The organism is Achromobacter arsenitoxydans SY8 (assembly GCF_000236785.1).
Lineage (GTDB): Bacteria > Pseudomonadota > Gammaproteobacteria > Burkholderiales > Burkholderiaceae_B > Achromobacter > Achromobacter arsenitoxydans.
In genome coordinates, this window is the sequence record NZ_AGUF01000039.1 from 82099 (window position 1) to 101112 (window position 19014).

Annotated in this window: 18 protein-coding genes; 9 read left to right on the forward strand and 9 right to left on the reverse strand. The window is 66.7% G+C overall.

The window, feature by feature from the left end; genetic code table 11:
• Positions 1-42: 42 nt before the first annotated feature.
• Positions 43-1011: a tripartite tricarboxylate transporter substrate binding protein gene (locus KYC_RS09430; RefSeq protein ID WP_043517993.1), complete on the reverse strand. Its 969-nt coding sequence runs from the start codon at positions 1009-1011 to the stop codon at positions 43-45.
• 42 nt (positions 1012-1053) lie between these two features.
• Positions 1054-2385 carry an arylsulfatase gene (locus tag KYC_RS09435; RefSeq protein WP_008161359.1) on the reverse strand — a complete coding sequence of 444 codons (1332 nt, stop codon included), beginning with the start codon at positions 2383-2385 and terminating at the stop codon, positions 1054-1056.
• Between the two features lie 100 nt (positions 2386-2485).
• Between KYC_RS09435 and KYC_RS09440 the strand changes: the two genes are divergently transcribed.
• Together KYC_RS09440 and KYC_RS09445 are read left to right on the forward strand one after the other, a co-directional pair.
• Positions 2486-3388, forward strand: a complete 903-nt coding sequence (locus KYC_RS09440; RefSeq protein ID WP_008161362.1) for a LysR family transcriptional regulator — start codon at positions 2486-2488, stop codon at positions 3386-3388.
• Between the two features lie 73 nt (positions 3389-3461).
• Positions 3462-3815, forward strand: a complete 354-nt coding sequence (locus tag KYC_RS09445) for a hypothetical protein (RefSeq protein ID WP_043517994.1) — start codon at positions 3462-3464, stop codon at positions 3813-3815.
• 17 nt (positions 3816-3832) lie between these two features.
• Here the strand turns inward: KYC_RS09445 and KYC_RS09450 are convergent, their stop codons facing one another.
• Positions 3833-5119 carry a hypothetical protein gene (locus KYC_RS09450; protein WP_008161366.1) on the reverse strand — a complete coding sequence of 429 codons (1287 nt, stop codon included), beginning with the start codon at positions 5117-5119 and terminating at the stop codon, positions 3833-3835.
• 193 nt (positions 5120-5312) lie between these two features.
• On the opposite strand from KYC_RS09450, the gene KYC_RS28615 reads away from it, so the two are divergent.
• On the forward strand, positions 5313-5783 hold the full coding sequence (locus tag KYC_RS28615) for an RcnB family protein (protein WP_238531905.1): 471 nt from the start codon (positions 5313-5315) through the stop codon (positions 5781-5783).
• A gap of 112 nt (positions 5784-5895) precedes the next feature.
• Positions 5896-6249 (forward strand): gamma-glutamylcyclotransferase family protein, encoded by a 354-nt coding sequence (locus KYC_RS09460; RefSeq protein WP_008161370.1) that lies wholly within the window; start codon positions 5896-5898, stop codon positions 6247-6249.
• A 236-nt stretch (positions 6250-6485) separates the two neighbouring features.
• Here the strand turns inward: KYC_RS09460 and KYC_RS29440 are convergent, their stop codons facing one another.
• On the reverse strand, positions 6486-7199 hold the full coding sequence (locus KYC_RS29440; RefSeq protein ID WP_139026504.1) for a SecDF P1 head subdomain-containing protein: 714 nt from the start codon (positions 7197-7199) through the stop codon (positions 6486-6488).
• A gap of 193 nt (positions 7200-7392) precedes the next feature.
• Complete coding sequence (norR, locus tag KYC_RS09465; protein WP_008161373.1) at positions 7393-8922, reverse strand: nitric oxide reductase transcriptional regulator NorR; 1530 nt, start codon at positions 8920-8922, stop codon at positions 7393-7395.
• A 151-nt stretch (positions 8923-9073) separates the two neighbouring features.
• Here norR and ytfE point away from each other — a divergent pair, with 151 nt between their 5' ends.
• The 3 genes from ytfE (at position 9074) to KYC_RS09480 (ending at position 11198) form a co-directional block, all read left to right on the forward strand.
• On the forward strand, positions 9074-9745 hold the full coding sequence (gene ytfE, locus KYC_RS09470; RefSeq protein WP_008161375.1) for an iron-sulfur cluster repair protein YtfE: 672 nt from the start codon (positions 9074-9076) through the stop codon (positions 9743-9745).
• Between the two features lie 63 nt (positions 9746-9808).
• Entirely contained in the window at positions 9809-10219 is a 411-nt protein-coding gene (locus tag KYC_RS09475) for a hemerythrin domain-containing protein (protein ID WP_008161376.1), read from the forward strand.
• Positions 10220-10280: 61 nt separating this feature from the next.
• Positions 10281-11198 (forward strand): DUF808 domain-containing protein, encoded by a 918-nt coding sequence (locus tag KYC_RS09480; protein ID WP_008161378.1) that lies wholly within the window; start codon positions 10281-10283, stop codon positions 11196-11198.
• 12 nt (positions 11199-11210) lie between these two features.
• On the opposite strand, the gene KYC_RS09485 is transcribed toward KYC_RS09480, so the two are convergent.
• Genes KYC_RS09485 through KYC_RS09495 form a run of 3 tightly spaced genes read right to left on the reverse strand, consistent with a single transcriptional unit; the run spans position 11211 to position 17027 of the window.
• Positions 11211-12683 carry an efflux transporter outer membrane subunit gene (locus KYC_RS09485; RefSeq protein ID WP_008161380.1) on the reverse strand — a complete coding sequence of 491 codons (1473 nt, stop codon included), beginning with the start codon at positions 12681-12683 and terminating at the stop codon, positions 11211-11213.
• A 1-nt stretch (position 12684) separates the two neighbouring features.
• Positions 12685-15858 (reverse strand): efflux RND transporter permease subunit, encoded by a 3174-nt coding sequence (locus KYC_RS09490; RefSeq protein ID WP_008161383.1) that lies wholly within the window; start codon positions 15856-15858, stop codon positions 12685-12687.
• On the reverse strand, positions 15855-17027 hold the full coding sequence (locus KYC_RS09495; protein ID WP_008161384.1) for an efflux RND transporter periplasmic adaptor subunit: 1173 nt from the start codon (positions 17025-17027) through the stop codon (positions 15855-15857). The genes KYC_RS09490 and KYC_RS09495 overlap by 4 nt, the downstream gene beginning before the upstream one ends.
• Positions 17028-17176: 149 nt before the next feature.
• Here KYC_RS09495 and KYC_RS09500 point away from each other — a divergent pair, with 149 nt between their 5' ends.
• Entirely contained in the window at positions 17177-17800 is a 624-nt protein-coding gene (locus KYC_RS09500) for a TetR/AcrR family transcriptional regulator (RefSeq protein WP_008161386.1), read from the forward strand.
• A gap of 13 nt (positions 17801-17813) precedes the next feature.
• Here KYC_RS09500 and KYC_RS09505 read toward each other — a convergent pair whose 3' ends face one another.
• Positions 17814-18194 (reverse strand): VOC family protein, encoded by a 381-nt coding sequence (locus KYC_RS09505; protein ID WP_008161387.1) that lies wholly within the window; start codon positions 18192-18194, stop codon positions 17814-17816.
• A gap of 139 nt (positions 18195-18333) precedes the next feature.
• Between KYC_RS09505 and KYC_RS09510 the strand changes: the two genes are divergently transcribed.
• Positions 18334-19014, forward strand: a 681-nt coding sequence (locus tag KYC_RS09510; RefSeq protein ID WP_008161390.1) for a BCCT family transporter, incomplete at its 3' end; no start/stop codon positions are given.

Consider the following 19014-nt stretch of genomic DNA (forward strand, 5'->3'; position numbering starts at 1 on the left):
GCGACACCTTAGCCCATTTGCGCCGCCCATCGCGCCAGGCCGCTAGTTCGCCAGCTTTACCGCGCCACTGTCGATCAGCTCCTTCCATTTGGCGTTGTCGGCCTGAATGAACTTCAGCAGGTCTTCCCGCGATCCGCCGCCGGCCAACATGCCGGCGTTGTCGACCGCCGCCTTGAACTCCGGCGTCGCGACGGCGGCGCGCAGCGCGGCATTGATGGGTTCCAGCTGTTCGCCCGATATCGCGTTGCTGGCCGCGACGGAAAACCACTGGGTCGCGGAGTAGCCCTTGAAGCCCGACTCTTCCACGGTGGGCACGCCGGGCAGGCTGTCCAGGCGATAGGGCGTCGTCACCGCGTAGGCCTTCAGGGCGCCGGCCTTGATCTGCGGCATGACTGGTGCGGACCCCAGGATGGCCAGCGGGATCTGCCCGCCGGCCACGTCCGCCACCGCTTGCCCGCCGCCCTTGTACGGCACATGCACGATGCGGGTGCCGGCGTACTGGTTAAGCAGTTCGCCCGCCAGATTCTGCGACGTGCCGTTGCCGGAGCTGCCGTAGCTCCAGGCTTCGGGGCGGCGCTTGGCGTCGGCCAGCACGTCCTGCAGGCTGTCTTTGGCATCGCGGGTCGGGCCGACGATCACCATGGGTCCCTGCGCCATCAGCATCACGGGCGCCAGTTCGCGGCCGATTTCCGGCTGCGGCGTTGGATAGATCAGCGGGCCCGGCACGGTAAGCAGATAGCCGTCGGCGGCCTTGCTGCGCGCCACCATCTGCAGGGCGATCGCGCCGGAGGCGCCGGGACGGTTTTCCACGATGACGTTCAGCCCGGTCCTGCGCGCCAGATCCTGGGCGGCGATGCGCGTCAGCACGTCGGCGGTGCCGCCCGGCACGAAGCCGACCACCCAGGTGATCTGCCGGGCAGGCCAGTCCGTTTTGTTGTCGGCCGCGCTGGCTGCCGCGGCGGGCAGCGCGACGCTCAACAGCATCGCGCTGCATTGGATAGCGAATTTCATGTTTTCCCCTTGATTTCTGCTATCGGATGAACCGCGTCGGCGTCAACTGGGATCCAGCTTGCCGGGCGGGGTGTTCGGATGTGCGGCGCACGACTGGTTGAACGCCTGCACCATTTTCAGAATGGGCCCCAGCACCCAGGTGTTGAAGATGAGGATGTCGCTTTCTTCCTTGGGATCCTGCTTCAGGTTGAACAGGTAGGGCGATTCCAGCTTGCCCTTGCCTTCGTTGACCTCGGGCTCCCAGTAGAAATGCAGCTTCCAGTCGCGCCATTTGACCGCCCGCAGATCGTTCTTGATGTAGAACAGGAAGCCCTCGCGCAGGGACTTGCCGCTGACGCCCGTGAAGAAATCAGTCTGGTCGATGCCGTCGATGGGGCGGTCCTGCGGAATGTCCGCGCCGCCGATGCGCGACAGCGTGGTGTACAGGTCGGTGACGTGGACCATCTCGTTGGACACCTGGCCCGGCTGCACGCGGCCAGGCCAGCGGATGATGAAGGGCACGCGCAGGCTGCCCTCCATGGCGGTGTGGTACGTGCCGCTCCAGGGCCCGGCGGTGCCCCGGTAGGGCTTGCGGTATTCGGGGCCGTTGTCGCTGCAGAAGATGAACACGGTGTCATCGCGCAGGTTCAGGTCGTCCACGGCCTGCACGATCTGGCCGACCCGGTGGTCCATTTCAACCATGGAATCGGCGAAATCGCCCGCGCCGGTGCGGCCGGCGAAATCGGGGTGGGGCAGGGTCGGGAAGTGCAGATGCACCAGGGGCAGGTACAGGAAGAAGGGGCGGTCGGCCTGGGCGTGCGTGCGCATGAAGCCGATGGACCTGTCCACCAGTTCGGCGTCGATGCCGCGCCGGGTGTCCAGGTCATAGACCTTGACGTTTTCCGAAGGCGAGCCCGCCTGGCCCTGCATGATGTGGGGGATGTCCGCCACCGAGGGGTCGAAGCCGATCGACGACGTGAACTGGCTTTCATCGGTGGTGCGCGGAATGCCGTACCACTCGTCGAAGCCGCGGTCGGAAGGGTAGCGGCCCGGGACGTCGCCCAAGTGCCATTTGCCGTAGTGCGCGGTGGCGTAGCCCTGGCCGGAAAGCTGTTGCGCCAGCGTGATTTCGTCGCGCGTAAGGCCCTGCGGCAGTCCCGGCGGCACGGATTGCAGGCAGCCGGTCCGGATCGGATGGCGGCCGCTCATCAGCGCCGAGCGCGTGGGCACGCAGTCGCTTTCCACGTTGAAGTTCTGCAGCAGCAGGCCTTCTCCGGCAAGCCGGTCGATATGCGGGGTGGGCGCGCCGCGAAGGGCGCCGCCGCCGTAGCAGCCCAGTTCTCCCCATCCCAGATTGTCGGCCACGATCAGGACGATGTTTGGCTTCTTTCCCATTGTGCTGCGCCTCTACGAATGCTCGGGTTGATCCCAGGATTCTAGGAGGGCGGGGCGATCGTAATATTCCTGAAAGTGAGCAATTGGATGAATTTCAGTTATGAATCTGTCGCTGCGCGATATCGAATACTTCCTCGCCGCTGTCGAGCACGGCAACCTGGACCGCGCCGCGGCGTCGTGCGGCGTCAGCCAGCCGGCGCTGTCCAAGTCGCTGCGGCGGCTGGAGGGCGACACGGGCTTGGGCCTGCTGGACCGCAGCGGCCGCGGGCTGCGTCTGACTTCTGCCGGACTGGTGTTCCTGGAACATGCAAGAAAGCTCTGGGCGGAATACCTGGACGCAGTGCGGCATGCGACGGAATTGCGCGTGGGCCAGGCGGGACTGCTGCGCGTGGGCGTGACGGGCGCGACGGTCGACAGCGTGGCGATGCCGGCGATGCGCCGCCTGTTGCCGCGGCGCCCGGCATTGCGGGTGCAATTGACGCAGGGTTTGTCGGATGACCTGAATGAGCAGGTCGCCAGCGGCAAGCTGGACCTGGCGGTGACGCCCATCTATGCCGACGTGCCCCTGACGCTGCACCAGGAACTGATCGTGGACGACAAGCTGTGCGTCGCGGCCAGTCGCCGCCATCCCCTGGCCGCACGCCGCAAGCTTGCCCTGCGCGATCTGACGGGCCTGCGCTGGATCCTGCCCAAGCCTTCGTCGATCGCGCGCAACGCCCTGGATTCGCGGTATGCGGACAGTAAGCTCCCGCTGCCGGCCGCCGCGCTGGAAGTAGAGCACTTTTCCAAGGGCACGCTGGAATTGCTGGCGCATTCCGATTTGCTTGCACTGCTGCCGCAAAGCGCGCTGGGGAGCAGCGGGGATGTCGTCGCGCTGCCCGTGGCGCTGGGCCGGCCCCTGCCGCGCTCCATTGCGCTGATCTCGCGCCAGGGCACCACCTGGTCGCCGCTCATGAACGAATTCCGGCGCGCCATCCTGGACTGCGCGGCCGCCATGGCCTGAGTCAGCCTGTCCGGCGCGCGCCATCCGGGCTGTGCCACAATGTGCCGGTTTCATTTCATCAGGAGCGTGGTCCATGGCAAGGACGTCATTGCATGTTGCGGCGGTCGCGGGCGTGATCTCGCTGGCGGTGCTGGCGGCCTGCGGCAAGAAAGATCCGTATCCGCCCGAAGTCCAGCGCGAGACCTACAGCTCTTGCGTCGCGGGCTTCAAGTCCAAGGTCAAGGCTATGCCGGAGGCCGAGGCGAAAGCCGCCAAGTACTGCAATTGCGTGGTGGACGGACTGCAGGAGTCGGTGCCGTACAAGGACTTCAAGGAACTAGATCAGCAGCTGGCGACCCAGACCTCAACCCCCGACCGGGACAGGCTGAGTAAGGGCGTCATGGACGTGGTCAATGCGTGCCTGAAACGCGAGTTGCCCAAGGGCTGACGGGCCGCTCAAACGATTCAAGTGCACTGCCAGCGCTGCCCGCTCACCCGGCACGTTGCGCACCAGAAGGTGTAATTGCATCCGCCGCTGCCCCATAGCCATTCGCCGCCGTCCTCTTGCGGCAGGCCGGAATCGAGCTGCATCGCCAGGCCCATGTCCTGGCCGCAATCGGGGCACGCCGGGTAGTCCGCCGATTGCACCCAGCTTGGGGCGCCTCCCACGCGGCTGAGATTCTGGCGGCCATTGGATTCGCCCCAATCCTGCCAGCGCCAGCGCGCTGGCGCCTCGAACAGTGCTACGTCGGCTTCCAGCAAAGGGCTCGCGATCTGCTCCGGCGTCAATGGCGCGTCGCGCCGCTGGCCGGGATGCGCTTGGGGCGATCCGTCCGGGCCGTGCCGATAGAACAGGGCGCTGTCGGCCTCCCATCCCTGGCAGGACAGGCAGGTGGCAAATTCAATGCCGGTGTCGCTGGCGATGCCGGCAGCAAAGGGATCGGGCAGCGTCAGCAGCCGGTGCAGGGGCGCGTGGCACAGGCCGCAGACGCTCGCAAGCGCGCCGCCCATGCGCGCATGCGCAACGGGGGCCGCGCCCGCGTCCCAGGTCGGATGCGCCTTCTGCAGTTCGCGCCGCCATGCCGGCTGTTGCGCCAGCATATGCCGGCGTTGCGCCGCGCTGAAACCGATATGTAGTGGCCGCTCGCCATGCAGCGCGCGCAGGCCGACGCCATGCGGCGCATAGCCGGCAAGCATCAGCCACGACGCGGCCTCGGGGTCGGCGGCATCGGGGAACATGCGGCGCCAGGCCTCGTGCACCATCCCGGGCCGGCGCGACCGCAGCAGCGCGATTGCGCGCGCGCGTCCCAGGCTGCCTGCGGAAAGGTCCGGCTCAAGCCGGTTCAGCCAGTCGTTCAGCGTGGCGTCGTCGACAGCGCGCCACGCGTGGTCGGCAAGATACTCGGGGCCGCCGCGGCCCTCGTGCACGGCCGACAGCAGGCGCTCCCATTCGGGGGCGAACGCCTCGGGATGCTGCAGGGCGGCCGAATCCAGGATGGCGCTCGCAAGTTCGGAATCCGAGCCTCCCCGCCAGACCGCGGCCACCGTCGTGCCGTAGGCGTGGTCGTCCATCAGGTCCAGCGCGGCGTCGATGAAAGTGGCGTTCTTCAGCGGCCTGTCCAGGGCCTGTAGCACCAGGTCCGCCAGCGCTTCGGGCGCTTCCCGCCGCAACTGCAGCGTCTGGGCCATGGGGTCGTTGTTCTTCCAGCCCAGGCGCGCGTAGGCGTCCAGGATATCGGCGGCGTTCGTCATCGGGGGACCAGGATTTTTTCAGCCGCAAGCATATCCGATGGGCGCGCGCGGCAGCCGCGGGCGCCGATAGCTGTCACAGCGGATTTCGAAAACGGCTCGGGCTGACATGCTGTAACGGATCGTCGTCGCCAGGATAAACCCGCTGCCTAGAATTCAAGGCGTCGGCATATGCCGCAGATAGAAAAGGTACGTTGTGAAAAAACAGTTCATCTCTACGCTCTTGGTTGCCGTGCTTGCGGCGAGCAGCTCCCTGGCTCAGGCTCAGCCCGACAGGGGCCCCGGCGGTCCCGGCGGCCCCGGCCCGTCCGGCCAGGCGGGCGGACCGGGCAATAGCCCGGGGAAGGGACCGGGGAAGGGACCGGGCAATGGACACAACGGCTCGCCCGACAAATCGCCGCATGCCGGTCCCGGTCACAGCCAGCAGCGCGGTCCCGATCATGGCCGCGGCATGCCCTCGGGCAGGCCCGATCCCGCGCCGGCGCGTTGGGGCAAGGGCGACCGCGTGCCCCAGCCCTACCGCGGCCCGCAATACGTGATCGACGATTGGCGCGGCTATCACCTGAAGCAGCCGCCGCGCGGCTATCAGTGGATCGGCGTGGGCGCGGACTACTTCCTGATCGGCGTGGCCACCGGGGTGGTGCTGGAATCGGTGTTCGGCCGCTGAACCTCGTGACCCGGGGCGCCCGCGTCCGCGGGCGTCCTGGCGAGGGGGGCGGCGATTCCGGCATGGTGTAAATTTCCGGAGAAGTACCCAAATTTTCCTGAAGGACACTCTGGTGCCTGAACGTCTCGAGCCCGCGATCCTGCTTTTCTCCTACGGCACCCTGCAGGACAAGGCCGTGCAAATGGCCAATTTCGGCCGCGAGCTTAACGGCCGGCCGGATGCCATGACGGGCTATGTCCTGAACTGGGTGGACATCACAGACCCTGCGGTGCTCAAGACCAGCGGCAAGGCGCAGCATCCGATCGTCCACGCCAGCTACGACCCCAAAGACGAAGTGCCGGGAACCGTCTTCGAGATCACGCAGAAGGAACTGCAGGCGGCGGACGACTATGAGGTCGCCGACTACAAGCGCGTGTCCGTGCTGCTGAAGTCCGGCGCTCACGCCTGGGTGTACATCAAGGCGTGAAACGTCTTGCGCGGCGGCAGTGGTTTGCCCACACAAAGATTTCGGCGGCGCGCTGCTCGGCTGGCGGGTGGGCGCTGGGGTGCAGGCCCAAAGCGACGTGTACACCTCGTCGATGCGCCAGGGCGGCTACATGACCATGTCGGCCCGCGTCGGCTACCGCCTTTGGCGGCCTCGAGCGCGTTTCCGCGTCGCCGCAATCGGGCGATCACGACTGCTTGTGCGTCAAGCAGGGCCGGCTACTTTTCACGAGAAACCAGAATCTCTATTTTCAATACGCTTCGATCTTTGGTGAGGTATTCCGACAGATTGTCGGCTTCCTTATGAGTCATCCCCCCGGAAAGATCGAAATACGGCCCTGAAACAGGACTCAAAATTACAGGGTCTATTAGCGTTTTGTTGTCAACGGAAAGTCGTGCAGCCTTGCCAACATGATCCGCCGTGAATGATGCCAAGTCTTTTGCACTGTCTGCCGTCAAGACAATCCTCATCGAAGGAAGCCCGCTGTGATCATCGAATGATGATTTAGCACTTTCAATGTGAAGCGATAGGGCCTTGTTCTGTGATGTTTCAGTACCGTGGGGCGAGAGGGACGGGGACGGGACGTCCTCGCAATCGGGAGGCTTACCGAGGATTTCGGTAATCAAGGCTTGAACTCGAACGGCTATCTGCGGCAGTGCTGCGCATCGCCCCTGCGCTTTGAAGAAGAATCCAGTAGGCGGGTCATACCCGAAAGCCGTTTTCGAAAAATCGAGTCTCTCATGGCGCAGATTTTGTATGGCGGAAAACAGCCGTGACGCATCCTCTTCCTTTCCTGTGTCGATGGACAGAAACACACTGTGTCTCGGGCTGGAATCCAGTGCCTGTTCCTCTTCGCCTTTTACACAGCCAGCCAATGCCACGAGTGTCGCAAACGCAGCAGCGATGCCGATCCTCATCGACCAGTCACCCATGTCCACCACCTTTTGGTTCGGCAAACGGACATCATCACGAATGCCAAACCGACTTGCTATCAGTACCGTCTGATTCAGTCGAAATATTTGTGCGCATCGTTCCTCGTTGCCCACACGAGAGGAAGTCGCTACGAAGCACTAATGCGGGGAGGGCCGCGTTCACAACTTCCCGTTGACGGCCTTGCTCCGCCGCTCAAGCCTTCAAACCCAGCCGCCGCGCCAGTTTGTGCAGGTTGCTGGGATCCACGTCCAGGGCGCGCGCGGCCACGGCCCAATTGCCCTGGTTCGCGTCCAGCGCGCGGCGGATCGCCTGGCGCTGGCAGGCGTCCACGGTGTCGCGCAGCGATTGGGCGGGCGCGCCGGATGCGGGCGCATCGGCCGCATCGTCCTGCAGCGACTCGGGCATGTCGCCGTCGGACAGGTCCAGCAGCTTGACGCCCAGCGTCACGATCTCGTTGCGGCTGGCGCCGTGGCTGACGGCCTTGATGGCGGCGCGGCTGATGACATGTTCCAGTTCGCGCACGTTGCCGGGCCAGCGGTAACGGCGCAGCATTTCCTCGGCGTCGGGCGACAGCCTCAGGCTGCGCAGTCCCAGCCGGGCCCGGTTCAGCTCCAGGTAGCGGCCCGCCAGCAGCAGCACGTCGTTGCCGCGTTCGCGCAGGGGAGGGATGGGGATCGGGTAGACCGACAGGCGGTGATACAGGTCGGCGCGGAAGTCGCCTGCTCGCACCAGGTCGCGCAGGCTGCGGTTGGTGGCCGCTACGATGCGCACGTCCACGGTGCGCGGGCGGTCGTCGCCCAACCGCTGGATCTCGCCGTTCTGCAGGGTGCGCAGCAGCTTGGCCTGCACCAGCAGCGGCAGTTCGCCGACTTCATCCAGGAACAGCGTGCCGCCGTTGGCGGCTTCGAAGCGGCCCGGACGGTCGGCCACGGCGCCGGAAAACGCGCCCTTGGCGTGGCCGAACAGCTCGCTTTCGGCCAGCGATTCCGGCAGCGCCGCGCAGTTGACATGCACCAGCGGCTTGTCGCGGCGGCGCGACAGGCCGTGTACGCGGTGCGCGAACAGTTCTTTGCCCACGCCGGTTTCGCCCAGCAGCAGGATGGGCAGTTCGGAATCGGCGACGACGTCGATTTCGTGCAGCAGGCGGCCGATGGATTCGCTTTGTCCCAGGATGTCGCTGCCGGCGGGCGCGGCGTTGTCCGCGGGCGCCTGGCCGCGCGCCACCCGCAGCGCGCGGATCTCGGCCTCCAGGCGCGTGGTCCGCAGCGCGGCCTCCAGCAGCACGATGTAGTCGCGCAGGTCGGCTTGCGCTTCCATGTCGAACGTGCCGACCTCCAGCGCATCCAGGGTCAGCACGCCCCACGTCTTGCCTTCGATGTGCAGGCTGGTCCCCATGCAGTCGTGGACCGGCAGCGGTTCGCCGGCCATGCCGTTGATCAGGCCGTCGTAGGGATCGGGAAGCGTGCTGTCGTGATGGAAACAGGTGACGCCGCGCCGGCCCAGGATGGCGGCCAGCCGCGGGTGCTGCTGCACGGCGAATCGCCGGCCCAGCGCGTCCTGCGTCAGTCCGTCGACCGCGATGGGGCGCAGGTGCTCTTCTTCGAGCTGCAGCAGCGCCACGGCGCCGCAGCGGAAGTGGGTGCGCAGGCTGGACACCAGCCGCTGCAGGCGGATGGCGGGGGGGAGGTCGGCGACCAGGTCGGCAAGCAGGAGATTTCGCATGGGTGGATTCTACCGTTGCGGGGTGAATTAAACCCTGACGCCAAATGGTGATATCTACCCTTTAATTTGCAGGTGCTTGATAAATCGCAAGTTTTTCCTGGCACGGTTTTCGCGTCTATGCAGGCACCGTCATGATCAATGGAGAGACGCGATGAGCATGGTTGAACAATCCCTGGGCCAGCTGGCCCGCAGCATTCCCGGCGCCACGCAGGTTTTTCACGAGTTCGAGCTGGATTTTTGCTGTGGAGGCAAGAAGAGCCTGGCCGAGGCCGCGGCACAGCGTTCCCTGGATCCGGCCCAGATCGAGGCGCGGCTGATTGCGCTGGCGCAGAATCCGTCGCAGGAAAGGGACTGGGGCCAGGCCTCCCCCGCAGAACTGGTGGACCACATTCTGGAGCGCTACCACGAGGTGCACCGCCAGCAACTGCCCGAGCTTATCCGCCTGGCGCTGAAGGTTGAACAGGTGCATGCGGACAGCCCGGATTGCCCGGCCGGCCTGGCCGACCACCTGCGCACCATGCAGCAGGAACTGGAAAGCCACATGCAGAAGGAGGAACAGGTGCTGTTCCCGATGCTGGCGCGCGGCCACGGCGGCATGGCCGCGATGCCGATCATGGTGATGCGCATGGAACACGATGACCACGGCGTGGCGCTGGAACGCCTGATGGCGCTGACCAACAACGTGACGCTGCCGCGCGCCGCCTGCAATACGTGGCGGGCGCTGTACCTGGGCATCCGCCAGTTCAAGGAAGACCTGATGGCGCACATTCACCTGGAAAACAACATTCTGTTCGAGAACGCGGGAGCGCGCGTCGAAGCCTGAAGGGCGCACGGCAGGCAGCAAGGCGGGGCCGGCCGGCCCCGCCGCATCAGCAGGAAAGTCAGTATGAACATCGACAAATTCAAGCAGCAGCACGTGGATATCCTGGAAGGCATCGCGTCGCTGCGCAAGCTGGCCCTGGCCGGCGTGGCGCGCAACGCGGCCGAGATCGCGCGGGGCATCGTCGCCATGAGCGCAACCATCAAGCTGCACCTGGCGGTCGAGGACCGGGCGCTGTATCCGGCCGTCGCCCGTAGCGCCGACGCCGACCTGGCGCGCCAGGGCAGGGAGTTCCAGGCAGAGATGGACGCGATCGCCGCCGCCTACGAGGCCTTTGCCAGGCGCTGGAACAATGCCCGCAGCCTGGAGCTGGACGAACGCGGCTTCCGGGACGACGCCAATACGGTGCTGCGCCGGGTCCACGAACGGATGCAGCGCGAAAACCGCGATCTCTACCCCCGCATCGAAGCGATGTAACGCCGTTCGGCCCGGCCGCCTGTACACTCGGAGCACCTGATTAGGCGAGTGGGGATACCTGATGGCCGGAAGCAGTTTCTTTGCGTTGTTCGACGATATCGCCACCATCCTGGATGACGTCTCCGTCATGACCAAGGTGGCGGCCAAGAAGACGGCCGGCGTGCTGGGCGACGACCTGGCGCTGAACGCCCAGCAGGTCACCGGGGTGCCGGTCAACCGCGAACTGCCCGTGGTGTGGGCGGTGGCCAAGGGATCCTTCGTCAATAAGCTGATCCTGGTGCCGGCGGCGCTGTTGATCAGCGCCTTCGCGCCCTGGGCGATCACGCCCTTGCTGATGCTGGGCGGCGCGTTCCTCTGCTACGAGGGTGTCGAAAAGCTGGCGCACAAGTACCTGTCGCACGGCGCATCCCCCGAAGGCCACCACGCGGCGCGCGCCGAGGCCCTGCAGGACCAGACCGTCGACATGGTGGCGTTCGAAAAGACCAAGATCAAGGGCGCGGTGCGCACCGACTTCATCCTGTCGGCTGAAATCATCGTTATCAGCCTGGGCGCGGTGGCGGGCGCGGACTTCACCCGCCAGGTCGCGGTGCTTTCCATCATCGCCATCGGCATGACGGTCGGCGTCTACGGACTGGTGGCGGGCATCGTCAAGCTGGACGACCTGGGCCTTTACCTCAGCCAGAAGTCCTCGCAGGCGCTGGCGTGGCTGGGCAAGCGCATCGTGGGGGCGGCTCCCTATCTGATGAAGACTCTGTCGGTCGTGGGCACCGCGGCCATGTTCATGGTCGGCGGCGCCATCCTGACCCACGGGATTCCGCCCGTGCATACCGCCATTGAACACGCCGCCGCCGCAGTGGGCGGGGGCGGCGTCGTGCAGGCTGTCGTCTCGACGCTGCTCAACGCCTTGTTCGGCATCGTGGCTGGCGCCGTGGTGCTGGGCCTGGTCGGCGTGGCCAAGCGGCTGTTCAAGAAAGCGTGAACCCCAGCGCGGTCAAGGTTGCCGCGCCGCCACTTCGGGAGCGCTTGCGGGCGATCCCATGGCCTGGAACAGCGCGGCCGTTTCGGTCAGCCGCGCATTCGCGTATTCCAGCTCGCGCAGGCGCGCCGCCACATAATGCTGCTCGGAAGCGAATTCCGTATAGGGCGCCAACGCGCCCAGCCGCACACGGCTGGCGGTATTGCGGTAGGACTGCTCCGCCGCCTGGCGCGAAGCTTCCGCCGACGCCAGCGCCTGTCCGTCAGCCTCCAGGCGCGACAGGGTGTCGGCCACATCCTTGAACGCGGTCAGCACGGTCTGCTTGTATTGCAGGATCGAGGCCTCGTACCGTTCCTTTGCCGCGTTGCGTTCGGCCCGCAGCGCGCCGCCGTGGAAGATGGGCTGCGTCAGCGACGCGCCGATGGCCCAGATGGATCCGGCTCCCGATAGTGCGTCACCCCATGCAAAGCCGCCTTTGCCCATGGACGCCGACAGCGACAGGCTGGGGAAAAGCTGCGCGGTGGCCAGGCCCACGTCGGCGGCGGCCGCCTGGACCACGGCTTCGGCCACCTGGATGTCGGGACGCGAAGCCAGCAGCGTCGACGGCACGACCACAGGCACCTGCTCGGGCACGGCCAGCGCGCCGAAGGCGAGGTCGGGCGGCGCCTGGTCGGGGTTGCGTCCCATCAGCACCGCCAGCGCATGGCGCGTGGCGTGCCATTGCGCGCGCAGTCCAGGCAGCGACGCCTCCAGCGTGGCGGCGTCCTGGTCCGCATCCAGCGCGTCGTTCTGCGACGCGGATCCCAATTCATAGCGGCGCTGCGTGTCGCGCGCCACCTGGCGCAGCAGCACCACCTGCTTTTCCGTCAGGGCCACGCGTTCGGCCAGCCAGGCGGAGGTGATGGCGCCGGTGACGATGTTGCCCGCCAGCGAACGCCGCGCGGATTCCAGCTGGAACGCCTGCTGATCGACCTGCGCCGCCAGCGACGCATTGGCGTAGCGCGCCGCGCCGAACAGGTCCAGGTCGTACGTGGCCTGGATCTGGCCCGTGAACACGTTGTAGAGCGCCGTGGGCTGCGCCAGGTTGGGCATGGTCAGCGCGCGATTGCGCGTGGCGCTGGCGCCGGCATCCACCGACGGCAGCAGCGAGGAATTCACCTGCCCGCGCAATTGTTCGCGCGCGCCGGCCAGGTTGCGCTCGGCGGCGGCCAGGTCCGGGCTGTTTGCCAGGCCTTCTTCGACCATCGCGTCCAGGGCCGCGGAACGGTAGCGCTTCCACCACTGCGGAACGGGCTGCGCGCCCGGCTCGAAGCGCTGCGCCACGCCTTGGGCGGCAGCGCCGGCAGGCGGCGCGGGTTCGACGCCGTACTGCGCGGGTTGCGTCACGGCAGGCGGCCGGCTGTCCGGCGCAAAGGCGCAGGCGCCCAGCGCCAGCAGCAGCGGCAGGGCGGCCAGGGGGCCGGCGCGGCGGGGAAAATGGATGCTCATGTCAGGTTCCTCGTTCCACCGTGTCGCCCGCGTTGGCGCCGGGCGGCACGCCTTCGGGTTCGTCGCGCTCTTCATGGCGCACCCGGAACCAGGCGGCGTACAGGGCGGGCAGGAAAAACAGCGTCAGCACCGTGGCGCTGGTGATGCCGCCCATCAGGGCCGTCGCCATCGGGCCGAAGAAGTTGCTGCGCAACAGCGGAATCAGCGCCAGCACCGCCGCGGCGGCCGTCAATGTAATGGGGCGGAAGCGCCGCACCGTGGCGCCGACAATCGCGTCCACCCGCTTGTGGCCGGCGTTGATGTCCTGCTCGATCTGGTCCACCAGGATGACCGAGTTGCGCATGATGATGCCGAACATCGCGATCACCCCCAGCATGGCGACGAAGCCGAAGGGCTTGCCGAACAGCAGCAGGGCGGCCACCACCCCGATCAGCCCCAGCGGCGCCGTCAGCACCACCATGAGCACGCGGGCGAAGCTTTGCAGCTGCACCATCAACAACGTCAGCACGGCCACCGCCATCAGGGGCATCTGGGCGTTGATGGACGATTGCCCCTTGGCGCTTTCCTCGACGGGTCCGCCCACTTCGATCCGGAAGCCCACCGGCAGGCCGGCGCGCAGCGCGTCGAGCTTCTTGTCGATGGCGCGCGTGACGTCGATGCCTTCCGCGCCGCCCGTCACGTCGGCCTGGACGGTGATCGTGGGCTGGCGGTCGCGCTCCCAGATCACGCCGTATTCCAGGTCGTAGCGCACCTGGCCCAGGCTGCCCAGCGGCACCGGGCCGTTGGGCGTGGGCATGGCCAGGGTGGCCAGCCGGGCGGGATCGACCCGCTCTTCGCGCGGGGCGCGCAGGCTTACGTTGATCAGCTTGTCGCGTTCGCGGTACTGCGTCACCGTGTAGCCCGACAGCGTCATCGCCAGGAATTCCGAGATGTCGCTGGAGCTGATGCCCAGTTCGCGCGCCTTCTGCTGGTCGATTTCGAAGCGCACGGAGCGTTCGGACGGTTCGTCCCAGTCGAACTGCACGTTGGCCGAGCGCTTGTCGGCCCGGACCTCGGCCGCCACTTTCTCGGCCACCGCGCGCACGTCGGGGATCTTGTCGCCGCTGACGCGGAACTGCACCTGGTAGCCGACGGGCGGCCCGTTCTCCAGCCGCGACAGGCGGCTGCGGATGGCAGGGAAGTCGCTGCGCAGCATCGGCTCCAGCCACTGCGCCAGCTTCTCGCGGTCTTCCACCGATTTGGTGGTGATCACCAGCTGGGCGAAGTTGGGCGTGGCCAGTTGCTGGTCCAGCGGCAGGTAGAAGCGCGGCGCTCCGGTGCCGACGAAACTGACGGAATGGTCGATTTCGGGCCGGCCTTCCAGTGCTTTTTCCAGGCGCTCGACCTGGCGCAGCGTCGCCGCGAACGACGCGCCTTCCTGCAGGCGCACGTCCACCAGCAGTTCGCTGCGGTCGGAGCTGGGAAAGAACTGCTGCGGCACGAACTTGAACCCGGCCATCGACACGACGAACACTGCCACGGTGCCGGCCAGGACCAGGTAGCGGCGGTCCACGCACCACGCCACCCAGCCGCGCAGCTTTTGGTAGAAGCGCGAGTTGTAGATGTCGTGCTCGTGGTCGTCGGGCAGATGGGCCTCGCGCTTGCGCTCCGGCAGAAGCCGGTAGCCCAGCAGCGGAATCAGCACCACGGCCGCGAACCACGAGACGATCAGCGCGATGGCGGACACCTGGAAGATCGACCGCGTGTATTCGCCCGTGCTGGACTTGGCCAGCGCGATGGGCAGGAAACCCGCCACCGTGACCAGCGTGCCGGTCAGCATGGGAAAGGCGGTGCTGGTGTAGGCGAAGGCGGCGGCGCGCGCGCGGCTCCAGCCCTGTTCCAGTTTCACGGACATCATTTCGACGGCGATGATCGCGTCGTCCACCAGCAGGCCCAGCGCCAGCACCAGCGTGCCCAGCGACACCTTGTGCAGGCCGATGCCGAACATGTCCATGAACAGCGCCGTGACGGCCAGCACCACCGGGATCGAGATCACCACCACCATGCCGGTGCGCAGCCCCAGCGACACCAGGCTCACGGCCAGCACGATGGCCACCGCCTCGCCCACCGAGCGCAGGAAATCGTCGACCGAATGCGAGACGGCCTTCGGCATGCTGGAGACTTCGGTCAGCGTCAGGCCGGCCGGCAACTGGGCCTGCAGTTCCTCGAACTTGACGCCCAGCGACTTGCCCAGGCGCACGACGTCCTGACCCGGCTGCATGGTGATGCCGATGCCCAGCACTCCTGCGCCGCCCTGGCGCATCTGCTGCGAAGGCGGATCCTCGTAGCCGCGGTGGATCGTGGCAATGTCGCCCAGCCGGACGGATTTGCCGTTGACGCGGATCAGTGTGTCGGCCAGCGCGCGGCTATTGGGGAACTGGCCGGTGGGCCGCACGAAGATGCGGTCGTCGGCGGTGGTGAGCGTGCCCGAGCCCTGCACCGCGTTCTGGGTGTTGATCGCCTGGGCGATCTGCTGCGGCGATACGCCCAGGCGGGTCAGCTGGGTATTCGTGATCTCGATGTAGATGTGCTCGATCTGGTCCCCGAAGTAGTCCACCTTGGCCACGCCGGGCACGCGCAGCAGCACCGTGCGCAGCTTGTCCGCATAGTCGTGCAGCTGCGCCGGTGAAAAGCCGTCGCCCTGCAGGGTGTAGATATTGGTGTAGACGTCGCCGAATTCGTCGTTGAAGAAGGGGCCCTGCACGCCCTGCGGCAAGGTCGCCCGGATGTCGCCGACCTTCTTGCGGACCTGGTACCACTGCTCGGCCACCGTGCTGGCGGGCGCGGAATCCTTCATCGTGTAGAAGATCAGCGATTCGCCAGGCCGCGAATAGCTGCGCAGGAAATCGGTGTTGGCGGTTTCCTGGAGCTTCCTGGCGATGCGGTCGGTGACCTGTTCCTGCACCTGCTGCGCGGTGGCGCCGGGCCAGAGGGTCTGGATGACCATGACTCGGAAGGTGAACGGGGGGTCCTCGGACTGCGCCAGCCGCGAATACGACAGCACGCCGAACAGCGTGACCAGCGTGATGATGAAAATCACCAGCGGCTGGTGCCGCAGGGCCCAGGCGGACAGGTTGAACCGGCCTTCCTCGTGGCGGTGCGCGTCGGGGCCGGCTTGCATGCCGGGCGTGCTCATGACGCGAAATCCTCGGGGTGCAGCGGGGGCACCGGGCGGACCTTTTCGCCGGCGGACACGGTATGCACGCCTTGCCACACCACGCGTTCGCCCGCCGCGACGCCCTGCGACAGGGTCACGGTGCGCGCGTCGTAGCGCAGCACCTGCACGCGGCGCAGCTCCAGCGTGTCTTCCTCGGGCTTGACGATCCAGACCGCCGGCTCGCGTCCCTCATGGAATAGCGCGGTGGCTGGCACGGTATAGGTGGCGCGGCCGTTGGCCGATCGGTTGTCGAAACTGATGTTGGCGGTCATGCCCAGGCGGACCTCGGGCGAGGGCGATTCCAGCGTGAGCTTGGCGCGGTAGGTGCGGCTTTGCGGATCCGCGGCGGGCGCAATCTCGCGCAGCACCGCGCCGAAGGTCTGGCCGGGCAGGGGGCCCAGCGTGACGCTGGCGCGCTGGCCGATGGCAAGGCCCGCCAGGACGCTCTCCGGCACGTCGCACAGCGCGTCGACGTCGCCCGACCACGCCAGCTGATAGACGGGCGTGCCCGCCGACACGTTCTGGCCGGTGTCCGCCTCTTCCGCGGTGATGACCCCGGCGTGGTCGGCCTGCAGTGTGGTGTATTTGAGCTGGTCCGCGGCCAGCGCGGCCTGCTGGGCGGCCTGGTCGCGCTGCGCCAGCGCCGAGGCGTAGGCGTTGCGGGTCTGTTCCAGTTGCGTCGCGGCGATGAGGTTTTCGCGCGCCTGGGCGCGGTCCCGGTCCAGCTGCTGGCGGGCGTAATCAAACTGATGCTGCGCGGCAGACAGGGCCGCGCGGGCAGCTGCCGCGTTCTTCGCGGCGTCCGCCGGATCCAGCCGGGCCACGATCTGGCCGGGCGCCACGGTATCGCCCAGGCGGACCTGGCGTTCGATGATTTTGCCGCCCACCCGGAACGACAGCGGCGTGCTGTAGCGCGCCTGCACTTCGCCCGGCAGCGTCCAGGCGGGCAGGCTTGCGTCGGCCTGCGCCGGCATCGCAACCACCGGCCGGGGCGCCGGCGGCGGGGCTTCTTTGCGGCCGCAAGCGGCCAGGGAGGCGGCCAGCGCCACGGCGGCGGGTAGGGCCAGCCGGCGCGTCCAGCGTCGGGCCGGGGAGCCAGGGACGGGCGGCGCTGCATCGGCAGCGGCATTGCGGGCGAACAGGCGCACGCAGGGGCCAGGAAAGTTCACGAAGCACCTCGGGGCGCGGAATGGGCGCAAAAAATTCGGGTCGGACTGGTACGAACTGGATTCTAATACAGTGATGTATCTGGATTCAATATTGAATCCCAAATACCGTCCAGTGCTAAACTCGCGCCATGTCAAAAGTCCGCCTAACCCGAGAGCAGAGCCGCGACCAGACGCGCCAGCGCCTGCTCGACGCCGCGCAATCAATTTTTCTTTCCAAGGGCTTTGTGGCCGCCAGCGTCGAAGACATCGCCGAACAGGCGGGCTATACGCGCGGGGCTTTCTATTCGAATTTCGGCAGCAAGTCCGAACTGTTCCTGCAACTGCTCAAGCGCGACCACGAAAGCGTCATGGCCGACATGCGCGCCATCTTCGAAGACGGCGAGAGCCGTTCGCAGATGGAAGCCCGCGTGCTTCAGTACTACAGCACCCATTACCGCGAAAACGACTGCTTCCTGCTCTGGATGGAAGCCAAGCTGCAGGCCGCCCGCGATCCGGATTTCCGGGTGGGCTTCACGGCCTGCCTGCGCGAACTGCGCGAAGCCACCACGGAATACATCCGCCAGTTCTCGGCCCACGTCGGCACGCCGCTGCCGCTGCCGGCCGAACAGTTGGCGCTGGGCCTGCTGGCCCTGTCGGACGGCATGCAGTTCAGCTATGCCTTCGACCCCCAGGCCGTGACCCCCGAGATGACCGAAGCCGTGCTGGCGGGATTTTTCCGCCGCGTGGTTTTCGGCGAGCCCAGGCCGGAATAGGGCGCCGGGGCCGTTACGCCAGCAGTTCCGATATCTCGATCAGGTTCAGGTCCGGGTCGCGCAGATAGACCGAGCGGATCCTGCCCGTGGCGCCCGTGCGCGCAACCGGGCCTTCGATGATGTCCGCGCCCGCCTGCTCCAGGCGGGCGATCACCTCGTCCAGTGGCCGGTCTGCGATGAAGCACAGGTCAAGCGCGCCCGGCACGGGCAGATGGGCCTTGGGTTCGAACTCGTGGCCGCGCACGTGCAGGTTGATCTTCTGGTTGCCAAAGCGCAGCGCCTGCCGGCCCTCGCCGAACGTTTCCAGGCGCATGCCCAGGATGCGGGTGTAGAAATCCACGGTGGCGTCGGGGTCGGTGCAGGTCAGGACCAGATGGTCCAGATGATCAATCATGGGCGTCTCCAGAGGGCGCCCGATGCGGGCCCCGGTTGTCAGGCAGGCTTTTGCCGTGATAGTAATACCCGGGGCGCAGCCGGACTGAGGGGGCTCGTCGCGTCGTAGTTTCCATCCCTCGGGCGTAAGGAGCAGCCGCATGACTTCAGAAACCCGGACACCCAGCATCAACCGGCCCGTGTTCTTCCCGGCGGCCATTTTCACGCTGTTGCTCGTGGGCTTCGCCATTCTCGCGCCCAAGGCCGCGCAGGGCGCTTTCCAATCCGTGCAGGACTGGATACTCGGCAACGCCAGCTGGTTCTACATCCTGGTCGTGGCCATCATTCTGCTGGCCGTGGTGTTCCTGGCCGTCAGCCGTTATGGCGACATCAAGCTGGGGCCTGACCACAGCGAGCCCGACTACCGCAACTTCACCTGGTTCGCCATGCTGTTTTCCGCGGGCATGGGCATCGGGCTGATGTTCTTCGGCGTAGCCGAACCCGTGATGCACTTCATGTCGCCGCCTGTCGGCGAGGGCGGGACCGCGATAGCCGCCCGCGAGGCCATGAAAATCACGTTTTTCCACTGGGGACTGCATGCGTGGGCCATCTACGCCGTGGTCGCGCTCATCCTGGCGTTTTTCAGCTATCGGCACGGGCTGCCCCTGACGCTGCGGTCAGCCCTGTACCCCTTGATCGGCAACCGCATCCACGGACCGATCGGGCATGCCGTCGATATCTTCGCCATCATCGGCACGGTGCTGGGCGTGGCCACGTCGCTCGGACTGGGCGTCGCGCAGATCAACAGCGGCCTGAACCACCTGTTCGGCATACCGGTGGGC

What these genes read in the sequence shown, in the direction of transcription:
- KYC_RS09505 (WP_008161387.1), bottom strand. Translation starts at nt 18,194, where the DNA reads ATGATTGATCATCTGGACCATCTGGTCCTGACCTGCACCGACCCCGAC.
- ytfE (WP_008161375.1), top strand. Translation starts at nt 9,074, where the DNA reads ATGAGCATGGTTGAACAATCCCTGGGCCAGCTGGCCCGCAGCATTCCC.
- KYC_RS09500 (WP_008161386.1), top strand. Translation starts at nt 17,177, where the DNA reads ATGTCAAAAGTCCGCCTAACCCGAGAGCAGAGCCGCGACCAGACGCGC.
- KYC_RS09450 (WP_008161366.1), bottom strand. Translation starts at nt 5,119, where the DNA reads ATGACGAACGCCGCCGATATCCTGGACGCCTACGCGCGCCTGGGCTGG.
- KYC_RS09435 (WP_008161359.1), bottom strand. Translation starts at nt 2,385, where the DNA reads ATGGGAAAGAAGCCAAACATCGTCCTGATCGTGGCCGACAATCTGGGA.
- KYC_RS09485 (WP_008161380.1), bottom strand. Translation starts at nt 12,683, where the DNA reads ATGAGCATCCATTTTCCCCGCCGCGCCGGCCCCCTGGCCGCCCTGCCG.
- KYC_RS09445 (WP_043517994.1), top strand. Translation starts at nt 3,462, where the DNA reads ATGGCAAGGACGTCATTGCATGTTGCGGCGGTCGCGGGCGTGATCTCG.
- norR (WP_008161373.1), bottom strand. Translation starts at nt 8,922, where the DNA reads ATGCGAAATCTCCTGCTTGCCGACCTGGTCGCCGACCTCCCCCCCGCC.
- KYC_RS09475 (WP_008161376.1), top strand. Translation starts at nt 9,809, where the DNA reads ATGAACATCGACAAATTCAAGCAGCAGCACGTGGATATCCTGGAAGGC.
- KYC_RS29440 (WP_139026504.1), bottom strand. Translation starts at nt 7,199, where the DNA reads ATGGGTGACTGGTCGATGAGGATCGGCATCGCTGCTGCGTTTGCGACA.
- KYC_RS09440 (WP_008161362.1), top strand. Translation starts at nt 2,486, where the DNA reads ATGAATCTGTCGCTGCGCGATATCGAATACTTCCTCGCCGCTGTCGAG.
- KYC_RS09490 (WP_008161383.1), bottom strand. Translation starts at nt 15,858, where the DNA reads ATGAGCACGCCCGGCATGCAAGCCGGCCCCGACGCGCACCGCCACGAG.
- KYC_RS09430 (WP_043517993.1), bottom strand. Translation starts at nt 1,011, where the DNA reads ATGAAATTCGCTATCCAATGCAGCGCGATGCTGTTGAGCGTCGCGCTG.
- KYC_RS09480 (WP_008161378.1), top strand. Translation starts at nt 10,281, where the DNA reads ATGGCCGGAAGCAGTTTCTTTGCGTTGTTCGACGATATCGCCACCATC.